Raw genomic sequence first — 21,197 nt, 5'->3', positions numbered from 1 at the left:
CTTGCGGCTTGAAGCTCGCCGCTTGTGGCTGCAGTTATTGCGGATTCGCGCGGGTGCTGGAGAGCAACGACTTCAACGAAGCAGCCTTCGGCTTGACCATCCAGAAGCGGCGCAGGTAATCGTCCAGGTTTTCCCAGACGTTACGGCCCCACTCGCTGTCGGTTTCCTCGACATACTCGGCCAGTACACGCTCCAGATGGCTACGATAAGCTTCCATCGACTCGCCGCTGATGCGTTGAATCTCAACCAGCTCATGGTTAACCCGGTCAACGAAGCTGTTGTCCAGGTCGAGCACGTAGGCGAAACCACCGGTCATACCTGAACCGAAGTTGTAGCCGGTCTTGCCCAGTACGCAGACGAAGCCGCCGGTCATGTATTCGCAGCAGTGATCGCCCGTGCCTTCCACGATTGTGTGAGCACCGGAGTTACGCACCGCGAAACGCTCGCCTGCAGTACCGGCCGCGAACAGCTTGCCGCCGGTTGCGCCGTACAGACAGGTGTTGCCGATGATGGCGCTTTCCTGGGTCTTGAACGGGCTGCCTTTTGGCGGAACGATCACCAGCTTGCCAGCAGTCATGCCTTTACCGACATAGTCGTTGGCGTCGCCTTCCAGGTACATGTTCAGGCCGCCGGCGTTCCACACACCGAAGCTCTGACCTGCCGTCCCTTTGAAGCGGAAGGTGATCGGTGCCTTGTTCATGCCCTGGTTGCCGTGCAGCTTGGCGATTTCGCCGGAAATCCGCGCGCCGATGGAACGGTCGCAGTTGCAGATGTCCAGTTCATATTCGCCACCGCTCAGGCTTTCGATGGCTGGTTTGGCCATTTCAACCATGCGCTCGGCCAGCAAACCTTTGTCGAACGGCGGGTTACGATCCACAAGGCTGAACTGAGGCTTGTCAGCCGAGATGTGGTCGCTACCCAACAGCGGCGTCAGGTCCAGATGCTGCTGCTTGGCGGTTTCGCCCGGCAGGATGTCAAGCAGGTCGGTACGGCCGATCAGCTCTTCCAGCGAGCGGACGCCCAGCTTGGCCAGCCACTCACGGGTCTCTTCAGCCACGTAGGTGAAGAAGTTGATCACCATGTCGACGGTGCCGATGTAGTGGTCTTTGCGCAGCTTCTCGTTCTGAGTGGCAACGCCGGTGGCGCAGTTGTTCAGGTGGCAGATACGCAGGTATTTGCAGCCCAGCGCGATCATTGGCGCAGTGCCGAAACCGAAGCTTTCAGCACCGAGAATTGCAGCCTTGATCACGTCCAGACCGGTTTTCAGACCACCGTCGGTCTGTACCCGAACCTTGCCGCGCAGGTCGTTGCCGCGCAGGGTCTGGTGAGTTTCGGCCAGGCCGAGTTCCCACGGAGCGCCTGCGTATTTGATCGACGACAGCGGCGATGCACCGGTGCCGCCGTCATAGCCGGAAATGGTGATCAGGTCGGCGTAAGCCTTGGCCACACCGGCAGCAATCGTACCGACGCCTGCCTCGGCAACCAGTTTCACCGAAACCAGCGCCGCCGGATTGACCTGTTTGAGGTCGAAAATCAGCTGCGACAAGTCTTCGATGGAATAGATGTCGTGGTGCGGCGGCGGCGAAATAAGGGTCACGCCCGGCACTGCATAGCGCAGTTTGGCGATCAGACCGTTCACTTTACCGCCCGGCAGTTGCCCGCCCTCGCCCGGCTTGGCGCCTTGGGCAACCTTGATCTGCAACACGTCGGCGTTGACCAGGTACTCAGGGGTTACGCCGAAACGGCCAGTAGCGATCTGTTTGATTTTCGAGCTGCGGATTGTGCCGTAGCGCGCAGGATCTTCGCCGCCCTCACCGGAGTTGGAGCGTGCGCCCAGACGGTTCATGGCCTCGGCCAGCGCTTCGTGAGCTTCCGGCGACAGTGCGCCCAGAGAGATCCCGGCGGAGTCAAAGCGCTTGAGGATTTCCGCCAGCGGCTCGACTTCGTCGATGGACATCGGAGTGTCGAGGGTCTTGACCTGGAACAGGTCGCGAATCATCGATACCGGACGCTTGTCCACCAGCGAGGTGTATTCCTTAAACTTGCTGTAGTCGCCCTGCTGTACAGCGGCCTGCAGCATGCTGACCACGTCCGGGTTGTAGGCGTGGTATTCGCCGCCGAACACGAACTTGAGCAGGCCACCTTGCTGGATCGGCTTGCGTGGGCTCCAGGCTTCGTTGGAGAGCAGCTTCTGCTCGGCTTCGATATCGACGAAACGGGCACCCTTGATGCGGCTTGGTACGCCACGGAAGCTCAGTTCGCAGACCGCTTCGGACAGGCCGATGGCTTCGAACAACTGCGCACCACGGTACGAAGCGATGGTAGAGATACCCATCTTCGACAGGATCTTGAGCAAACCTTTAGTGATGCCTTTACGGTAGTTCTTGAACACCTCATAGAGGTCGCCCAGGACTTCACCAGTACGGATCAGGTCGCCCAGCACTTCGTAGGCCAGGAACGGATAAACAGCCGAAGCACCAAAGCCGATCAACACCGCGAAGTGGTGCGGATCGCGAGCTGTCGCGGTTTCAACCAAAATGTTGCTGTCGCAACGCAGGCCTTTTTCGGTCAGGCGGTGGTGCACTGCACCGACAGCCAGAGACGCGTGAGCCGGCAATTTGCCAGGAGCAATATGACGGTCGGTCAGCACGATCTGGGTACGACCGGCACGCACGGCTTCTTCAGCCTGATCAGCGATGTTACGCACAGCCGCTTCAAGGCCGATGCTCTCGTCGTAGTTCAGGTCGATGATCTGCCGCTCAAAGCCCGGACGCTCAAGAGTCATCAGCGAGCGCCATTTGGCCGGGGAAATGACCGGCGAGCTGAGGATCACGCGGGAAGCATGCTCAGGCGACTCCTGGAAAATGTTGCGCTCGGCACCGAGGCAGATTTCCAGCGACATGACGATGGCTTCACGCAGCGGGTCAATCGGCGGGTTGGTGACCTGCGCGAACTGCTGACGGAAGTAATCGTAAGGCGAGCGCACACGCTGCGACAGAATCGCCATCGGCGTGTCGTCGCCCATGGAGCCGACCGCTTCCTGGCCCTGCTCACCGAGCGGACGCAATACCTGATCACGCTCTTCGAAGGTGACCTGATACATCTTCATGTATTGCTTGAGCTGGTCGGCGTTGTAGAACGCCGAACCATGGTCGTTGTCTTCGATCGTCGCCTGGATACGCAGGGCGTTCTTGCGTAGCCATTGCTTGTACGGATGACGCGACTTCAAGCGGTTGTCGATGGCATCGGTGTCGAGGATCTGGCCGGTTTCAGTGTCCACGGCAAAGATCTGCCCCGGCCCGACACGGCCTTTGGCGATGACGTCTTCCGGCTTGTAGTCCCACACGCCGATTTCCGACGCGAGGGTGATGTAGCCATTCTTGGTGGTGACCCAGCGCGCCGGACGCAGCCCGTTACGGTCAAGCAGGCACACTGCGTGGCGACCTTCGGTCATCACCACGCCAGCCGGACCATCCCACGGCTCCATGTGCATGGAGTTGTACTCATAGAACGCCCGCAGATCGGGGTCCATGGTTTCAACGTTCTGCCACGCAGGCGGAATGATCATGCGCACGCCACGGAACAGGTCGATGCCGCCGGTGACCATCAGTTCCAGCATGTTGTCCATGCTCGAGGAGTCGGAACCCACGCGGTTGACCAGCGGGCCCAGCTCGTCCAGGTCCGGAATCAGTTCGTTGGCGAACTTGGTGCGACGGGCCTGCGCCCAGTTGCGGTTACCGGTAATGGTGTTGATCTCGCCGTTGTGGGCGAGGAAGCGGAACGGCTGTGCCAACGGCCATTTCGGCAGGGTGTTGGTCGAGAAGCGCTGGTGGAACACGCAGATCGCGGTTTGCAGGCGCTCGTCGCTCAGGTCCGGGAAAAATGCCGTCAGATCGCGCGGCATCATCAGACCTTTATAGATGATGGTCTTGTGAGAAAAGCTGCAGATGTAGTGATCGGTGTCTTCAGCGTTGGCGACCGACGAACGGCGACGTGCGCTGAACAGCTTGATCGCGAATTCCTGATCGCTCAGGCCTTCACCACCGATGAACACTTGCTCGATTTTCGGCAGACGCTCCAACGCCAGACGACCCAGCACGCTGGTGTCAATGGGTACCTGGCGCCAGCCAACAAGGGTCAGGCCAGCAGCAAGGATTTCGCGATTCATGTTCTCGCGGGCGGCGTCAGCTCTAGCGTCGTCCTGATTGAGGAACACCATGCCCACGGCATATTGACGCGGCAGCTCATTGTCAAAGTGTTCTTTGGCAATGGCGCGCAGGAACGCGTCCGGTTTTTGAATCAACAGCCCGCAACCGTCACCGGTCTTGCCGTCGGCGTTGATCCCACCACGGTGGGTCATGCAGGTCAGGGCTTGGATAGCCGTCTGCAACAGGTGATGACTGGGTTCGCCCTGCATGTGGGCAATCAGGCCGAAACCACAGTTATCCTTGAATTCATCTGGATGGTACAGACCTGCTTTCATAGACACTTTCTCACCAGGCTGCCTCTAAAAGAGACAAATTTCTTTTCAATTCAACCAGTTACCTCTCGCGCTGAACGTACGCCAGCTTAGCGGGAGCAAAAGGGAGGTCATTGTACACAGCGACACAAAGCCTCACAAATTTAACGACGAACAGTCGTAAATTCGTGTCGCATTTATGAACGTTTATAGCTGGATGCTGTGCTAGTCAAAAGCTTTTTTAGCGATCTGACCAAAACACCCTGTTTTCCAAAAGCGTCCGGGACGCAGACACCACAAGGCGCGCGGCCAATCTGACTGCACGCTTGCGGATCAAAACAGGGATGCTGGGTGAGCGGCCCGGATAAGGCCGCTGCGACTTCAGCGAGCTGCGCCGAGTTCCTGTTGGATACTGGCGACAGTACGAGGCCAAGGTTTACCAGCCTGAACCTTCGCTGGCAATACCTTGATAGCTGCAAGGGCAGCTGCGCGGTCAGAGAAGTTGCCGTAAGTGATCACATACAGCGGCTTGCCCTGAAGCGTTTTCTTGAAATAACGATACTCGCCGCCTTGCTCGGCAACGAACGCCTGAGCAGTGCTCTCGGAGCTGGTGCCGAGGATCTGCACCACGTAGCGACCCGGCGCCTGACTGCCATACCAGCTGCTACCAGCTGCAGATTTCCCGGCAGCGGCCGGTGCAGTCTTGGCCGTTGCGACCTGCGTTGGAGCCTGAGCAGGTGCTGCTGGCTTCGGAGCGGTCGCAGCAGGTGCAGCTGGCTTCGGAGCAGTAGCGGCCGCTGGCGGCGCAATGGACGAACGAGGTGTCGACGGTGCTGCACCGGCCGGCACACCAGCAGGTGGCGCGGTGGTGGTCACGGTAGGCGGCTGATCAACAGACCCTACCGGAACGCCATCATCGTCGCCATCACTCGCGCCCGCCGCCTCGGCCAGAGGGCCGCGCATGACAGGCTGAGAGTTACCCACCAGCGGCAACGGCATGGGCTGCGAATTACCCGCGAACTCGATAGCCGGGCCACCGTTGTTGGACTGCTGGGCGCTTGGCGTGCCCTGCCCCAGAGGCAATTGCGCCTGAGCGTTGGCAGGCTGGGTCGCTGGGGCACCGGAATTGCCGCCACGGCCCGGGATCAGCACTGCTGCCAATACTCCGACTGCAACCACAGCACCCAGTGCCATTACATATTTCTTCGGCATTTTGAATCCCACACTTGGGCGTTTGACCGCCGAACGGCTGGCGATCATCGCCTCGATCATTGAGTCCCGGGCAACCTGATTGATAGCGCCAGGCCATCCACCGGAATGCTCGTGAATATCGGTTATCTGCTCGGCCGTGAACAATTCGATGCCTTGCCCGGCACCTTCCAGTCGTTGCTCCAGATATTCCCGTGTTTCATCTTCCGTGTAAGGTGCCAGCTCGATGACGTGATAGCGCTCGCCCTCGGTTTGCGCTTCGGCACATAGCTGATCGAGTCGATCGATCAGTGAAGCTTCACCGAACAGAAACACATGTGGACGGCCTTCAGGACTTCCATCGGCCAGACCGAGCAGTGCTTCGAGTGCGGATTCGCCAAGTTGTTCGGCATCGTCCACCAACAAATAGACTTCCTGGCCGGTCAGCGCCAATTGCACGACCTGCGCGAGGATGGCGCGCATCTCTGGCTGGGCGACATTCAGCGCCTGAGCAACCTGACGCAGCAGACCGGCAGCATCTGCAGCACCCCGGGCTGAAACCACCACGCTCTGGACCGATTGCTTGTTGGTGCTGGCAACCAATGCCTGGCGCAATAAGGTCTTGCCGCTGCCCACCGGGCCGGTCACGACCAGCAATAGCTGGCTGTAACGGGCCAAATGATGCAATTGTCCCAATACCGGCTTGCGCTGGGCAGGGAAGAATTTGAAGCCAGGTACCCGCGCTGCGAACGGGTCATGACTCAACTGGTAATGGCCGAGGAAGGCCTCGTCGGCGTGCAAGCTACTCGTCATGGAATTTCATTAACCTCTGAGCTGATCCACGAGGGCGCGGTAATCCGCCGCCAGCGTGGCCTGTAAAACTTCTTTTGGATATTCGTCGGTGATCACGGCTTCGCCCATACGGCGCAACAGGACCAGACGCAGACGACCATCCAGGACTTTTTTGTCGACAGCCATGTGCTCAAGGAAATGCTCCGGGGTCATTTCCTGCGGCGGCACCACCGGCAGACCGGCGCGCTGAAGCAGGCGAATGCCGCGGTCTCGCTCCTGTTCGCTGATCCAGCCCAGACGAGAAGACATTTCCAGCGCCATGACAGTGCCTGCGCCGACAGCCTCGCCATGCAGCCAGACACCGTACCCCATGTGGGTTTCGATGGCATGCCCGAACGTGTGCCCCAGGTTCAGCGTAGCGCGCACCCCGGTTTCGCGCTCATCAGCGCCAACGATCAAGGCCTTGGCGGCACAGGAGCGTTCGATGGCGACCGTCAAGGCGACCTGATCCAGGCCACGCAACTGGTCAACGTTTTCTTCAAGCCAGGTCAGGAACGGCTCATCGCTGATCAGACCGTACTTGATGACCTCGGCAAGGCCCGCCGACAGTTCGCGCTCCGGCAGCGTATTGAGGCTGGCGGTGTCGATCAGCACGACGCTTGGCTGGTAAAACGCACCGACCATGTTCTTGCCCAGCGGGTGGTTGATCCCGGTCTTGCCGCCCACCGAAGAGTCAACCTGAGACAGAAGGGTCGTAGGGATCTGAATGAAGTTCACGCCGCGTTGATAGCAAGCGGCTGCAAAACCGGCCATGTCGCCGATCACGCCGCCACCCAGGGCAATTACCGTGGTACGCCGATCATGACGGGCACCCAGCAGGCCATCGAAAATGCTTTGCAGGGTTTCCCAGTTCTTGAAAGCTTCGCCGTCCGGAAGGATGACAGGCAGGACGTTGTAGCCGGCCAGGGTGCGGGTCAGTCGCTCAAGGTAAAGAGGCGCGACGGTGGTATTGGAAACAATCGCCACTTGCCGCCCAACGATATGCGGAGCGAGTAAATCCAAACGATCCAGCAAGCCTTCGCCGATATGAATCGGGTAGCTGCGCTCGCCAAGCTCGACCTTAAGTGTCTGCATGTGTCCCCACGTTGATTACCGGATACGTCGCGCTGAGTGCTTTTGGCACTCACGCAATAGGTGGCTCAAGGCTACGCCTCGTCCTGTTTTTTATTGGTCGCAGAGGATAGCGCATTTCTGCCCAGGCTTTAACGGGGAGGAAGCTCCGCCAGGCGCGCAAGAATATCAAGAACCACCATTCGTGGCGGCCGCTCATCGGTTTCAACCACCAGATCAGCGATCTCCCGATAAAGCGGGTCACGCATTTCGAGCAGATCGCTCAAAACCTTTGCCGGATCAGCGGTGCGCAACAGCGGGCGGTTACGGTCGCGGGCAGTACGCCCGACTTGCTGCTCTACCGAAGCATGCAGATACACCACGCGCCCGCCCTGGTGCAGGGCCTGGCGATTTTCGCTACGCATGACGGCACCGCCGCCGGTCGCGAGGACGATCCCGTCGACACTGCATAGCTCGGCAATCATCGCCTGCTCGCGGTCACGGAATCCGGGTTCGCCTTCCTTATCGAAAATCCACGGGATATTGGCACCCGTGCGCAGCTCAATTTCCTTGTCGGAATCCTTGAACGGCAGGCGCAGCTCTTTGGCCAGCAAACGGCCGATGGTGCTTTTACCAGCCCCCATCGGCCCTACAAGTATTAAATTTCGCACAGAATCAACGACTCACAGCAATCGCCTGGTTGTTCATGATACGCGGAGTGAGGAACACCAGCAGCTCGGATTTTGCTTCCGAGACCACATCGCGCCGGAAAAGGCGGCCAACATACGGCACATCGCCGAGAAATGGCACCTTATCGACAGTTTTAGTTTGCGTATTCGAGAACACACCACCGATTACGATGGTTTCTCCATCGGCGACCAGCACCTTTGCGTTGACTTCGTTTTTACGAATAGGGGGAACGCCTTGCACCATGTTCAGGTAGTCGGGCTCATCCTTGGTGACCTTGACCTCCATGATGATGCGGTTGTCCGGCGTGATCTGCGGCGTCACTTCCAGTGAGAGCGAGGCCTCTTTGAAAGACACTGTCGTGGCACCACTGGAGCTGGATTCCTGATAAGGAATCTCGGTGCCTTTCAGAATCTTCGCGGTTTCCTTGTCGGAAGTGACCACCTTGGGCTGGGAGACGATTTCACCGTTGCCGGTTCTTTCCATTGCGCTGAGCTCGAGATCGAGTAAAGCGTTATTGGTCATGAAAGCGATACCAATGCCGGAGGTTGCATTGGCTGCGCCCAGATCGACGAATGGCACATTGGAAGTCAGCGCATCGCCCGTGTTACCGGCTTCGTCCCCATTGTCGTCCAGACCATAACCACTCCATTTGTGGTTGTTATTACGGTTGGTGTCGCCTGCCCAGCGGACCCCGAGCGCCTTGTCGTAACCGACATTGGCCTCGACGATTCGCGCCTCGATCATCACCTGACGCACGGGAATATCCAGCTGGGAGACGATGCGGCGCAGCTCGTCCAGACGGTCCTGAGTCTGGTAGGCAATGATGTTGTTGGTTCGGTCATCCACGGTAATCGAGCCGCGCTCATCGACTTTCGACTCGGCGCTGGTCACTGACTGGAACAGTTTGGCGATGTCCGCAGCCTTGGCGTAGTTGACCTGCAACAGTTCACGACGCAGCGGTGCCAGCTCGGCAATCTGCTTGAGAGACTCCAGCTCCTGACGCTCGCGGGCCGCAATTTCGTCGGCGGGTGCGACCAGCAAAACGTTGCCGATCTTGCGTTTGTCCAGACCTTTGGTTTTCAGCACCAGATCCAGCGCCTGATCCCACGGCACGTTCTGCAGGCGCAAGGTAATGCCGCCCTGAACCGTGTCACTGGCGACAAGGTTGAGACTGGTGAAGTCTGCGATCAATTGCAGCACCGAGCGCACATCGATGTCCTGGAAGTTGAGCGACAGTTTTTCACCGGTGTAAACCAGCTTCTCTGCATTGCGGCGGTCCAGGTCTTCGTTGGTCAACGGACGCACGCTGATGGTCAGCTTGCTTTCGGTCTGATAGGCGGAGTAATCGAAAGGCCCGGATGGCTCGATGGTGATGCTTGCCTTGTCGCCGGTCGCAGTGGCGTTAACGAACTGCACCGGCGTCGCGAAGTCCTTGACGTCCAGTCGTACCCGCAGCTTTTCAGGCAGTTGGGTTTTGGCGAAGTCGACGCGGATCTTGCCGCCCTGCTCCTGAATATCAGGAGCAACGCTGGAGTCCGTCAGATCAATGATCACATTGCCTTCACCCAACTCGCCCCGCTGGAAATCGACATTGCGGATCGCTTTGCCAGTTGGCGCGTACGCTTTGGGTCTTGCGGGAGCAGGAGGTGGCACGGCAACACGAGCCGCGCCCTGCGCAGTACTGGGTTGCGATGCCTGCGCCGCCGTAGCGCCCTGACCGATCACGATAAACAGATTATTGCCATCAACCCGTGAGCTGTAAGGCGCAAGTGTGGTCATGTTGACAATGACCCGCGTGCGATCATTGGCCTGAACCACGACCACACTGCGGGCATTGCCACTGCCCAGCTCACGACTTTTGGTCGCCAGCTGACTGGTCACGCCGGGCAAATCGAGTGCGATACGCGCTGGCTGTTCAGTGGTATAGCCTCTGGGGGCAGGGACCGGCGTATCAAAAGTCAGCTTGAGCTCGATCCTGTCACCGGGCAGCGCCGCAACATCCAGCGTCTTGAGAGTGGCGGCCTGGAGCATCGGCGAAATCATCGCAATCCATAGCGATACACCGATAGCCGAAAGAATCCTGGTCATGATCATTTTCCGTCCTGCGAACCCGAGAGTGCTTTGCATGCTTGGCTGTGCTCGTTTCATGAGCGTTCTTTCAGGGAAATGCTGCGCGGCCTTTCCAGCCATGCCCCCTCTCCGTCAGGAACTATTTCTACGACATCAACGCGAGATTCATCGACCGAGACAATCCGGCCGTTATTGCGGCCCAGGTAATCACCGACTTTCACCCGGTATACGCCACCCGCCCCCTTGAGCAAGGCAAAGGTCCCGGTTTCATTACCCATGGTGCCGACCATCTCGAACGTCTCGATATTGAACCCTTCCAGAAACTGCCTTGGCCGTGTTTCATCCGGAGCCACCAGTCTTGACCCTTTGAGACGGTTGACCAGATCGACCTTGACCGGCGGCTGAAACGGGCTGCGCAGATTCGCAGCGTTATACGTGAAAGCCTCATAAGGACGAAACCTTGGCAGAGGCTCGATGGTGCCCGTTGGTCGGGCACGCGCCTCATCCATAAAACTGGTCAGGTCGGCAAACGACGAATCCTCGTTGCAACCGGCCAGACTGATCAACGCCACACTGGCGCACAACAATCGCGCCAGCCTCATTTATTCAGTCCTTCATCGTTGTAGCGATAGGTCTTGGCAAGAATATTCATTCGCAGCCTGGACGGATTTGAAGCTTCCACAGGCTTGATCTCGAAATCATGCAGGGTGACGATCCGCGGCAGGCTGGCGACACCACTGACGAAGGTGGCCAGGTCGTGATACCCGCCCACTACGGTGATCTGTATCGGCAACTCGATGTAAAACTGCTGAGCCGCTTCCGGCAACAGCTTGATCTCTTCGAACTCCAGCCCACTGCCCAACCCTGTGCGCGTGATGTCTTCCAGCAAGCCAGGTACTTCGGTATCGCTGGGCAACTGCCGCAAGAGTGCGCCGAAGGTGTTTTCCATCTCGGCCATCTGCACCTTGTAGGGCTGCAGGTTTGCGGCCTGGAACGCCTTGTTGGTGAACTGCTCCTTGAGCGTGCTTTCATTGGCGCGCGCGCCATCAAGCTGACTCTCAAGATCCTGGATATAGAAGAAGTAACCCAACGCCAGTACAAGCACCATCAACAGAATGCCGGTCACGAACTTGACCGCAGCGGGCCATGAACCAAGGTTGTTGACGTCCAGATCGCCAAGGTCAATCCGGCGCAGACTTTCCAGCGTCTCGGAAAGATTCATGGCTTGACTCCATCAATGGCCGGCTGTGTCTGGCGCACTGTTAACTGAAACACGTTGGCCTGATCCAGCGCGCCAGCGGTCGTGGCCTTCACCTCGGTCAGACTTGGCGCTTCAAACCAGTCGGAGGCCTCGAGATTACGCATCAGGTCCGACACGCGATTGTTCGATTCTGCCGCGCCCGTGACGCTCACCAGTTTGTCGACCATCTTCACGTTCGAGAAATACACGCCATCCGGCAGGGTACGCGCCATCTGGTCAAACACCCGGCCAATGATCGGGCGATTGCCTTGCAGGTCCTGAATGATTTTCATCCGTTCCAGCAACTGCTTGCGGCGGGCTCGCAGATCGCTGATCTCTTTAATACGCTCATCGAGCTGCACGATTTCTTTCTGGATGAACGCATTGCGCGCCGCCTGATGAGTGATCGCACTGCTCAAATATTGATCAACCATGAACAATACGCCGACAGAAGCTACAAACACGCCAGCCAAAGCCATCAAGAACCGTTTCTTGCGCTCTTCGCGAAGCTGTTCACGCCAGGGGAGAAGGTTGATCCGTGCCATCAGTCAAAGCTCCTCAGGGCCAGACCGCACGCGATCATCAAAGCAGGAGCATCGCTGGCCAGGGCGCCAGCATTGACCTTGGCGCTCAAGGCCATGTCTGCAAACGGGTTGGCTACCAGAGTGGGTGTGCCGACGCGCTGCTGAATCAGGTTGTCCAGCCCGGAAACCGATGCAGTACCACCGGCCAGCATGATGTAGTCCACGGCGTTGTATTGTCCTGCGGCGAAGAAGAATTGCAGCGACCGGGCAACTTGTTGCACCACGGCGTCCTTGAATGGCTGCAGCACTTCGATCAAGTAATCATCGGGCAGACCGCCCTGCTTCTTGGCAAGCCCGGCTTCTTCCATCGAAAGGCCATAGCGACGCCGGATTTCCTCGGTCAGCTGACGCCCACCGAACAGCTGTTCACGGGTATAGATAATGCGTCCGTTGTGCAGCACGCTCAGGGTGGTCATGGTCGCGCCGATGTCGACGATGGCAACGGTCAGTTTGTCGTGACCGTTGCCCAATTGCGTCGACAACAACCCATAGGCACGCTCCAGTGCATAGGCCTCGACATCGACGACCCGTGCATTGAGCCCCGCAAGGGCCAGGGCGGCTTCGCGTACTTCAACATTTTCTTTACGGCAGGCGGCCAGCAGGACTTCAACGCGCTCGGGGTTGCGCACCGAATAGCCCTGAACCTCAAAATCGATCGCGACTTCTTCCAGTGGATAGGGAATGTACTGATCAGCCTCGATTTTCAGCTGGTTTTCCATGTCGTCATCCGACAGGCCAGCGTCCATCTCGATAGTCTTGGTAATCACCGCCGAACCGGCCACGGCGACCGCCACAGATTTGACGCTTGTACGCGCCTTGGCCAATACGCGCGCCAATGCATTTCCGACGCCTTCGAGCTCGGCAATGTTCTTTTCGATCACCGCGTTCGCCGGTAGCGGCTCCACCGCGTAGGACTCGACTTTGTAACGTGTGCCGGAACGACTCAATTCAAGGAGTTTCACCGATGTAGAGCTAATATCGATCCCTAGAAGGGTGTTGGCCTTCTTACCGAAGAGTTCGAACACAACCTGTTCCCTATGAGTTTCCGTCACTTACGGATTATTTGTTGTCCAACGCCGCCGCCAGCAATCCTGACAGTAGCGCAAATAACGCTCGGAGACGAAAAATGCTTATAATGCCCAGCGCTTTTTTCGTATAACCAAGCTTCAAGGCGTGTCTATTTATTAGTGCCTGCGCTTAACTCATTCTTTTTATTCTGGAAATCAAAAAGCCTTGATACGCCTGCTGAAGTTTTTCTGGTGGTCTCTCGTCGCCGTATTCTGTGCGCTGTTGCTCGGCCTCAGCGGTGCCTTTCTTTATCTGAGCCCTAACCTGCCGTCTGTAGAAGCCTTGCGCAGCATCCAGCTGCAAATACCCCTGCGCGTCTACAGCAGCGACGGCAAGTTGATTGCGGAGTTTGGCGAGATGCGCCGTACCCCGATCCGTTTTGCCGACATCCCGCCGAATTTCATCAACGCCTTGCTCTCGGCCGAAGATGACAATTTCGCCAACCACTACGGCGTCGACCCTGGCAGCCTGATGCGTGCAGCGTCGCAACTTGTCAAAAGTGGCCACATCCAGTCGGGTGGCAGCACCATCACCATGCAGGTGGCAAAGAACTATTTTCTGACGAGTGAGCGCAGTTTTTCGCGTAAAACCACCGAGATCCTTCTTGCACTGCAAATTGAGCGCCAACTGACCAAAGACGAAATTCTCGAGCTGTACGTCAACAAGATCTATCTGGGCAACAGGGCCTACGGCATCGAAGCAGCGGCGCAGGTTTATTACGGCAAATCGATCCGCGACGTAAGCCTTGCGCAGATGGCCATGATTGCCGGCCTGCCGAAAGCACCTTCACGCTTCAACCCTCTGGCAAACCCGACGCGCGCCAAAGAGCGTCGCGACTGGATCCTGGGGCGCATGTTCAAGCTGGGCAAGATCGACCAGAGCGCCTATCAGGCTGCGCTAAGCGAGCCACTCAACGCCAGCTACCACGTGCCGACGCCTGAAGTTAACGCACCTTATATTGCAGAAATGGCGCGGGCCGAAATGGTCGGCCGTTATGGCAGCGACGCCTATACAGAAGGCTTCCGTGTCACCACGACAGTCCCAAGCGACCTTCAGGAGCACGCCAATACGGCGGTTCAGGAAGGCCTGATCGAATACGACCAGCGGCACGGCTATCGCGGCCCTGAAAGCCGCTTCCCGGGCATGACCCGCGAAGGCTGGGCACAAGAGCTGACCAAACAACGCACCATCAGCGGCCTTGAGCCTGCAATCGTCACCCAGGTCGACAAGACCGGCGTTCGCGTCCTGACCCGTAATGGTGAGAAGGAAGAAACTGTCGAATGGGCGAGCATGAAATGGGCGCGCCCTTATCTGAACACCAACAGCCTGGGCGCAAACCCCAAGGGACCTGCTGATGTCGCGCATGTCGGCGATCTGGTTCGCCTGCAGCGTCAGGAAAATGGCTCTCTCAAGTTCAGCCAGATACCGGCGGCGCAAAGTGCACTGGTATCACTTGACCCACAAAATGGTGCAATTCGTGCGCTGGTCGGTGGTTTCGCCTTCGAGCAGAGCAACTACAACCGCGCTCTGCAAGCCAAGCGTCAACCGGGCTCGAGCTTCAAGCCATTCCTGTACAGCGCCGCGCTGGACAACGGCTACACCGCGTCAAGTCTGGTAAACGATGCGCCGATCGTGTTTGTTGACGAGTATCTGGACAAGGTCTGGCGTCCGAAGAACGACACCAATACCTTCCTTGGCCCAATCCGCCTGCGTGAAGCGCTGTACAAGTCGCGTAACCTTGTTTCGATTCGTCTGCTGCAACAACTGGGCATCGATACGTCAATCGACTACATCACGCGCTTTGGCTTCAACAAGAGTGATCTGCCGCGCAACCTGTCGCTGGCACTGGGCACAGCCACTCTGACACCGATGGAAATCGTCACCGGTTGGTCAGCGTTCGCCAACGGTGGCTACAAGATCAACTCATACCTGATCCAGAACATCGAGAGCCGCGATGGCGTGACCTTGTTTGAGGCCAACCCGCCAAGCGTTCCAGCGGTAGACCACCAGCCAGCGCCACATGCCAACACGGTAGCGGTGCCCAATGGACCTGCGCTGATCACCTCATCCAGTGAAGGCCCTGCACAGCCTGCAGCGCCGGTTGATCCTCAGGCACCCGCCGTTGCACCGCGCATTGTGGACAGCCGGACCACGTACATCCTCAACAGCATGCTGCAGGACGTGATCAAGCGTGGCACCGGCCGCCGAGCCTTGGCGATGAACCGTCCGGATATCGCAGGCAAGACCGGTACGACCAACGAATCCAAGGATGCGTGGTTCACCGGTTACAACGCCGATTACGTGACCACGGTCTGGACGGGCTTTGACCAACCAGAAAGCCTGGGCCGTCATGAATTTGGCGGTACCGTCGCTCTGCCGATCTGGATGAACTACATGAGCGCCGCGCTCAAGGACAAGCCGCCGCATCAGCAAGCCGAGCCGGATGGCATCCTGAGCCTGCGAGTTGATCCGATCAGCGGCCGTGCAGCAACTCCGAGCACGCCTAACGCGTTCTTCGAGCTGTTCAAAAGCGAAGATACGCCGCCAAGCGTCAACGAACTGGGCGGCCAGGCACCGGGCAGTCCGTTGCCTGCGGATGAGTCGGCGCCGATCGATTTGTTCTAGGCAAGCAGCTACAAGCTTCAAGCCGCGAGCTACAAGAAAAAGCAGTGGAGAAACGGAATGCTGCGTTGTTTTCGCTTGCAGCTTGTAGCTTGAAACTTCCCCATAAAAAAACCCGGCTAATGGCCGGGTTCTTTTATGGGTCTGCTAACAACGTTAGCCGTTAAAAACGTCATCAACGCTGGTCAGCGGGTAGTGCTTTGGATACGGCAGGGTTGCGACACCGCTTTCGATGGCTGCCTTGGCAACGGCATCAGCGATCAGGCCCAGCAGGCGGGTATCCATTGGTTTCGGGATGATGTACTCACGACCGAATTCCAGCTTGATGCCGCCGTAGGCGTCGCAGACTTCCTGAGGCACTGGCAGTTTGGCCAGTTCACGCAGGGCGTTGGCCGCTGCGATCTTCATTTCTTCGTTGATACGCTTGGCGCGAACGTCCAGAGCGCCGCGGAAGATGAACGGGAAGCCCAGTACGTTGTTGACCTGGTTCGGGTAGTCGGAACGACCTGTCGCCATGATCACGTCGCTGCGAGTAGCGTGAGCCAACTCCGGGGAGATTTCCGGATCAGGGTTCGAGCAGGCGAACACGATCGGATCCTTGGCCATCGACTTCAGACCTTCAGCGCTCAGCAGGTTCGGGCCAGACAGACCAACGAACACGTCTGCGCCATCCAGAGCGTCAGCCAGGGTGCGCTTTTCAGTCGCGTGAGCGAACACCGCTTTGTACTGGTTCAGATCGGTACGGCCGGAGTGGATAACGCCGGAACGGTCGATCATGAAGATGTTTTCGATCTTCGCGCCCATGCTCACCAGCAACTTCATGCAGGAGATGGCCGCTGCGCCAGCGCCCAGGCAGACGATTTTTGCGTCAGCCAGGTTCTTGCCGACGATTTCCAGAGCGTTGATCATACCGGCCGCCGTAACAATCGCGGTGCCGTGCTGGTCATCGTGGAAAACCGGGATGTCGCATTGCTCGATCAGCGCTTTCTCGATCTCAAAGCACTCAGGCGCCTTGATGTCTTCGAGGTTGATACCGCCGAAGGTGATGGAGATGCGTTTTACGGTATCGATGAAAGCCTGTGGGCTTTCCGAATCCACTTCGATATCGAATACATCGATACCGGCGAAACGCTTGAACAGAACGCCCTTGCCTTCCATCACTGGCTTGGATGCCAGTGGGCCCAAATCACCCAGGCCGAGGATCGCGGTGCCATCGGAAATAACTGCTACCAGATTGCCTTTGCCGGTGTATTTGTAAGCCAGCTCAGGGTCACGGGCGATTTCACGCACAGGCTCGGCAACGCCAGGGCTGTAAGCCAGGGCCAGGTCGCGAGCAGTAGCGGTGGGCTTGGTGAGTTCTACGCTCAGTTTCCCTGGACGAGGATTGGCGTGATATTCAAGCGCGGCAGTTTTCAAATCAGACATGTGGGCATTCCGCTTTTTTTACTGTGGGAAGACGGACCGCCGAGGATACGCAAGATGCAAAGTCCTAACAAGACTGGCCAGTCACAACTGTCAATAGGCGAGGACTAAGACTTTCCGCTTAGAGCGGAGGAGTTGCATCAGGGGAACGAGTTTGTAGGAGCTGCCGAAGGCTGCGATCGCGGTGTGTCAGGATAAACGCTTCGCAGCCTTCGGCAGCTCCTACAGAAAATGCATTCCAATCCATTAGTTTGCGTGTTGTTTGATGGAAGCGTGCGCCTACAGATCGGTGTGTCAGAGGGTCGATGAATCAAGCATCGCCGGATGGGTAATCGGCATCATCCAGCGCGCCTGGCCATCTTTGAGACCACCGCGACGAGATCGATCAACGACCCAACCCCGCGCCTCGATACTCTGGCCCTTCAGGCGGCTTAGCTGTTTGGCGTCAAACTGGCTGACAAGGTCCGGGGCGATACGCAGCACCAGCGAACCCTGCAGCTCAATCCAGATGCCACCCCCATTGAGCTGCACCCCCGTGACCTGACCAGAGACCAGCGCAAAACCGCCCTTATCGATCTGACCCGCCGACTGCACCGGCGATTTACGCCACACACCGAGGCCAGCCTGACGGGCTGTACGCTCAGCCGCTTGCTGACAATCGACCAGCGCTACGTTAGGCGAAACGGCGACCAGATAACCCAGGCCCTCGCTCAACAGCTGCGCTTCGAGATTGGCACCGTCGCGACCATAGACATTGGCCAGCACGCGACCATAACGATCCTTGGCCTGTTGGCCGATCAGCAAACTGACGGTGCCATCGCTTTCAGCCACCAGTGTTTGCAGACGGCTTTTGGCAGCCTCGGCAAACGGCTCGGCGGAACGGCTTTTCTTTCCCGTCTCTGGAGTGTTGATCCCGACCATGCGTACGTTGCGCCCATCTTTAAGGCGCAGGGTATCGCCATCGACCACACGCTCGACCTGAGCAACCGGAAACGAGGATGGCGCAGGGCAAAGAGCCTGGGCGGCAGGCAGCCAAATCGCGGCCACAAAAAAGGCGCCCACAGGGGACGCCTTTTTAAGCAGCCTGGAGAAACCCGTTGGATTTTCCAGATCGGCCAACCTTACTCTGCAGCAGCAGGAGCTTTGGTAGCACCGAACGCACCGAAGCGCGACTTGAACTTGTCAACACGGCCGCCAACGTCAAGAGTCTTCTGCTTGCCGGTGTAGAACGGGTGGCACTCGTTGCAAACGTCAAGGCTCAGAGGCTTGGCGAGAGTCGAACGGGTTTTGATGACATTGCCGCAGCTGCAAGTAGCGTCAATGGCTTCGTAAACTGGATGGATATCAGCTTTCATCGGTACTTCCTCGGGCTAGCGTGCCGCCATCCAACACTATTGTTGAATACCGCACGTAAATAGGCCGCGAATATTACCAGACAATCCAGATCACGCAAGCGGGGCTTTACGCCGGTCGTCTGCTAAGATCGCGCATCCGTCACATACCGTAACAGGGAAACCCCGCGTGCCCGACGCCATTCTGCGCCTTGCCCTGCCTTCGCCACTGCGGCGCCTGTTCGACTACCGAGCACCTGCCGGAGTGCTGCGCAGTGCCTTGCAGCCGGGCATGCGCCTGCGAGTGCCCTTCGGCCGTCGGGAAATGATCGGCATTCTGATCGAAATCGCTGATCATAGCGAAGTGCCCGCAGACAAGCTCAAGCCCGCCATCGCCCTGCTCGATGAGCAAGCGCCCCTGCCGCCCGCGCTGTTCAAGCTGTGCTTGTGGACCTCTCAGTATTATCAGCACAGCCTCGGCGACACCTTGAGTTGGGCGCTGCCAGTGCTGCTGCGCCAGGGTGAACCGGCCGAATCGCGCCAGGAGCGCTTCTGGCAGGTTGCGCCGAATGCCAGCGTCGATGACCCGCGCATTGCCCGGGCACCCAAGCAACGCGAAGCACTGACCACCCTCGCCCAGCATCCCCACGGTGTGGCGCATCAGTTGCTGAGCAAGCTGATGCTTAATAAAGAAAGCCTCAATTTGCTGCTGGCTAAAGAGTTGGTGCAGGTTGAAGTGCGCAGCCATGCTCCATCGGCGCGTCATGAACACTGGCTGGCCCAGCCGGAACTGCCGCTCAACACTGAACAGCGGGCGGCCTGCGAGGCGATTCGCGCCGGGTTCGGCAGCTTTCATGCGTTTCTGCTGGCGGGCGTTACCGGCAGCGGCAAGACCGAAGTCTATTTACAGCTGATCCGCGAAACGCTGGAAGCCGGTAAACAGGCGCTGGTGCTGATCCCGGAAATCAACCTGGGGCCGCAAACCCTGGCGCGCTTCGAACAGCGCTTCAACGCACGTATTGCCCTGCTGCATTCGGCAGTCAATGACCGTGACCGGCTGGATGCCTGGCTGGCAGCGCGGGATGGCGAGGCCGACATTATTATCGGTACCCGTTCGGCGCTCTTCACGCCGATGAAGAATCCCGGCCTGATCATCATCGACGAAGAGCACGACGGCTCCTATAAACAGCAGGAAGGCCTGCGCTATCACGCACGGGATCTGGCTTTAGTGCGTGCACGCCAGGAAAACATCCCCATTGTGCTCGGCTCTGCCACGCCTTCGCTGGAAAGCCTGCACAACGCCTATACCGGCCGTTATGGGCTGTTACGCCTAAATGAGCGTGCGGGCGGCGCGCAACAACCGAAATTCATGCGTCTGGACGTGAAAAGCCGTCCGCTGGACAGTGGTATCTCCGGACCGATGCAACAAGCCATCGGCCAGACACTCGAAGCCGGTCAGCAAGTCCTGGTCTTTCTCAATCGCCGCGGCTTTGCGCCGACGCTGCTGTGCCACGATTGCGGCTGGCTGTCGGGCTGCCCGCGATGTGATGCGCGAATGACCGTGCATCAGCGCTCCGGCGAATTGCGCTGCCACCACTGCGGCCACGTCGAACGCGTACCGCGCCAGTGCCCGTCCTGCGGCAAAGTGGATTTGCGCCCGGTTGGCGCAGGCACCGAGCGCGCTGAAGAGCGTCTGGCGATTCTGTTTCCGGATTACCCCGTATTGCGGGTTGATCGCGACAGCACCTCGCGCAAAGACGCGATGAATCAACTGTTCGCGACCATTCAGCGCGGCCAGCCGTGCATTCTGGTGGGCACACAGATGCTCGCCAAAGGGCACCACTTCCCGCGTGTGACACTGGTGTCGATTCTGGATGCCGATGGCGGCCTGTTTTCCGGAGACTTCCGTGCCAGCGAGCGCATGGCTCAGTTGATCGTTCAGGTTGCCGGGCGGGCCGGACGGGCTGAAGAGCCAGGCCGGGTGATCATCCAGACGCACCTGGCGGATCACCCACTGCTGATTCAGCTTACCGAACAAGGTTACTTCGCCTTCGCCGAGCAAGCCCTGAGCGAACGTCGCGCGGCTGGTTTGCCACCTTTTGCGCATCTGGCACTGTTACGGGCCGAAGCCCATAAACCGGGTCAGGCCGAAGGGTTTCTCGATGAGGCCTGCTCGGTTGCCGAGCAGCTGTTGAACGACATGAATCTGGGCGGCATTGAATTGCTCGGCCCGGTCCCGGCACCGATGGAGCGCCGCGCCGGTCGATATCGAGCACAATTGCTGCTGCAATCCAGCGCCCGAGCGCCACTGCACCGGCTGCTTGCTTCCTGGCTGCTGGCGCTGGAGCAAATGCCGAGCGGCAGGCAGGTCAGGTGGTCGCTGGATGTGGATCCGGTGGATTTGTATTAGCCAGCACCTGTAAGCGGATACCTGTAGGAGCCAACTTGTTGGCGAAGCGATAGGCCTGCGAGACAGGAAGACCGCTTCGCGAACAAGTTCACTCCTACAGGGGAAGCGGTGCGTCCTGGCTCCGTAGTGAACCTGTACAGACTGTGTGAAAACCCAAGCCTCACCGCATAACCAAAAAAATGCCTCGACCTGTTCGGGGCATTTTGCCGTT

14 protein-coding genes are annotated in these 21,197 nt (G+C 58.5%); 2 read left to right on the top strand and 12 right to left on the bottom strand.

Annotated features, from left to right (window positions below; all coding sequences use genetic code 11):
* Positions 1 to 34 precede the first annotated feature (34 nt).
* The 9 genes from gltB to RX972_RS18115 all read right to left on the bottom strand — a co-directional run bounded on the left by gltB (position 35) and on the right by RX972_RS18115 (position 13,158).
* Positions 35 to 4,483, bottom strand: coding sequence for a glutamate synthase large subunit (gene gltB, locus RX972_RS18155; RefSeq protein WP_316877564.1), 4,449 nt, complete (start codon positions 4,481 to 4,483; stop codon positions 35 to 37).
* A 357-nt stretch (positions 4,484 to 4,840) separates the two neighbouring features.
* Complete coding sequence (locus RX972_RS18150; protein ID WP_316877546.1) at positions 4,841 to 6,460, bottom strand: AAA family ATPase; 1,620 nt, start codon at positions 6,458 to 6,460, stop codon at positions 4,841 to 4,843.
* Positions 6,461 to 6,469: 9 nt separating this feature from the next.
* The gene (gene aroB / locus RX972_RS18145) at positions 6,470 to 7,573 is read right to left on the bottom strand and encodes a 3-dehydroquinate synthase (protein ID WP_316877545.1); all 1,104 of its coding nucleotides are present in this window, start codon (positions 7,571 to 7,573) and stop codon (positions 6,470 to 6,472) included.
* Positions 7,574 to 7,701: 128 nt separating this feature from the next.
* Positions 7,702 to 8,220: a shikimate kinase AroK gene (gene aroK, locus RX972_RS18140; RefSeq protein WP_027901980.1), complete on the bottom strand. Its 519-nt coding sequence runs from the start codon at positions 8,218 to 8,220 to the stop codon at positions 7,702 to 7,704.
* Positions 8,221 to 8,224: 4 nt separating this feature from the next.
* Positions 8,225 to 10,327 (bottom strand): type IV pilus secretin PilQ, encoded by a 2,103-nt coding sequence (pilQ, locus tag RX972_RS18135; protein ID WP_316877544.1) that lies wholly within the window; start codon positions 10,325 to 10,327, stop codon positions 8,225 to 8,227.
* 56 nt (positions 10,328 to 10,383) lie between these two features.
* Complete coding sequence (gene pilP / locus RX972_RS18130) at positions 10,384 to 10,911, bottom strand: type 4a pilus biogenesis lipoprotein PilP (RefSeq protein ID WP_027901982.1); 528 nt, start codon at positions 10,909 to 10,911, stop codon at positions 10,384 to 10,386.
* Positions 10,908 to 11,531 (bottom strand): type 4a pilus biogenesis protein PilO, encoded by a 624-nt coding sequence (pilO, locus tag RX972_RS18125; protein ID WP_316877543.1) that lies wholly within the window; start codon positions 11,529 to 11,531, stop codon positions 10,908 to 10,910. Before pilO ends, pilP begins: the two co-directional genes overlap by 4 nt.
* Entirely contained in the window at positions 11,528 to 12,094 is a 567-nt protein-coding gene (locus RX972_RS18120) for a PilN domain-containing protein (protein WP_027901984.1), read from the bottom strand. The genes pilO and RX972_RS18120 overlap by 4 nt, the downstream gene beginning before the upstream one ends.
* Complete coding sequence (locus RX972_RS18115; RefSeq protein WP_231675814.1) at positions 12,094 to 13,158, bottom strand: pilus assembly protein PilM; 1,065 nt, start codon at positions 13,156 to 13,158, stop codon at positions 12,094 to 12,096. Before RX972_RS18115 ends, RX972_RS18120 begins: the two co-directional genes overlap by 1 nt.
* Positions 13,159 to 13,366: 208 nt before the next feature.
* Between RX972_RS18115 and RX972_RS18110 the strand changes: the two genes are divergently transcribed.
* Positions 13,367 to 15,826, top strand: coding sequence for a penicillin-binding protein 1A (locus RX972_RS18110; RefSeq protein WP_099268002.1), 2,460 nt, complete (start codon positions 13,367 to 13,369; stop codon positions 15,824 to 15,826).
* 153 nt (positions 15,827 to 15,979) lie between these two features.
* Here the strand turns inward: RX972_RS18110 and RX972_RS18105 are convergent, their stop codons facing one another.
* The 3 genes from RX972_RS18105 to rpmE form a co-directional block, all read right to left on the bottom strand.
* On the bottom strand, positions 15,980 to 17,248 hold the full coding sequence (locus tag RX972_RS18105) for a malic enzyme-like NAD(P)-binding protein (RefSeq protein WP_027901987.1): 1,269 nt from the start codon (positions 17,246 to 17,248) through the stop codon (positions 15,980 to 15,982).
* Between the two features lie 291 nt (positions 17,249 to 17,539).
* Entirely contained in the window at positions 17,540 to 18,355 is an 816-nt protein-coding gene (locus RX972_RS18100; RefSeq protein ID WP_316877563.1) for a thermonuclease family protein, read from the bottom strand.
* Positions 18,356 to 18,366: 11 nt separating this feature from the next.
* A complete protein-coding gene (gene rpmE / locus RX972_RS18095) occupies positions 18,367 to 18,600 on the bottom strand; it encodes a 50S ribosomal protein L31 (protein ID WP_020293533.1) in 234 nt (77 codons plus the stop codon).
* 166 nt (positions 18,601 to 18,766) lie between these two features.
* On the opposite strand from rpmE, the gene RX972_RS18090 reads away from it, so the two are divergent.
* Positions 18,767 to 20,986 carry a primosomal protein N' gene (locus RX972_RS18090; protein ID WP_027901989.1) on the top strand — a complete coding sequence of 740 codons (2,220 nt, stop codon included), beginning with the start codon at positions 18,767 to 18,769 and terminating at the stop codon, positions 20,984 to 20,986.
* Positions 20,987 to 21,197 lie beyond the last annotated feature (211 nt).

Source organism: Pseudomonas syringae group sp. J309-1 (assembly GCF_032582135.1).
GTDB lineage: Bacteria > Pseudomonadota > Gammaproteobacteria > Pseudomonadales > Pseudomonadaceae > Aquipseudomonas > Aquipseudomonas quasicaspiana.
This window is presented reverse-complemented; position numbering and strand designations above follow the sequence as displayed.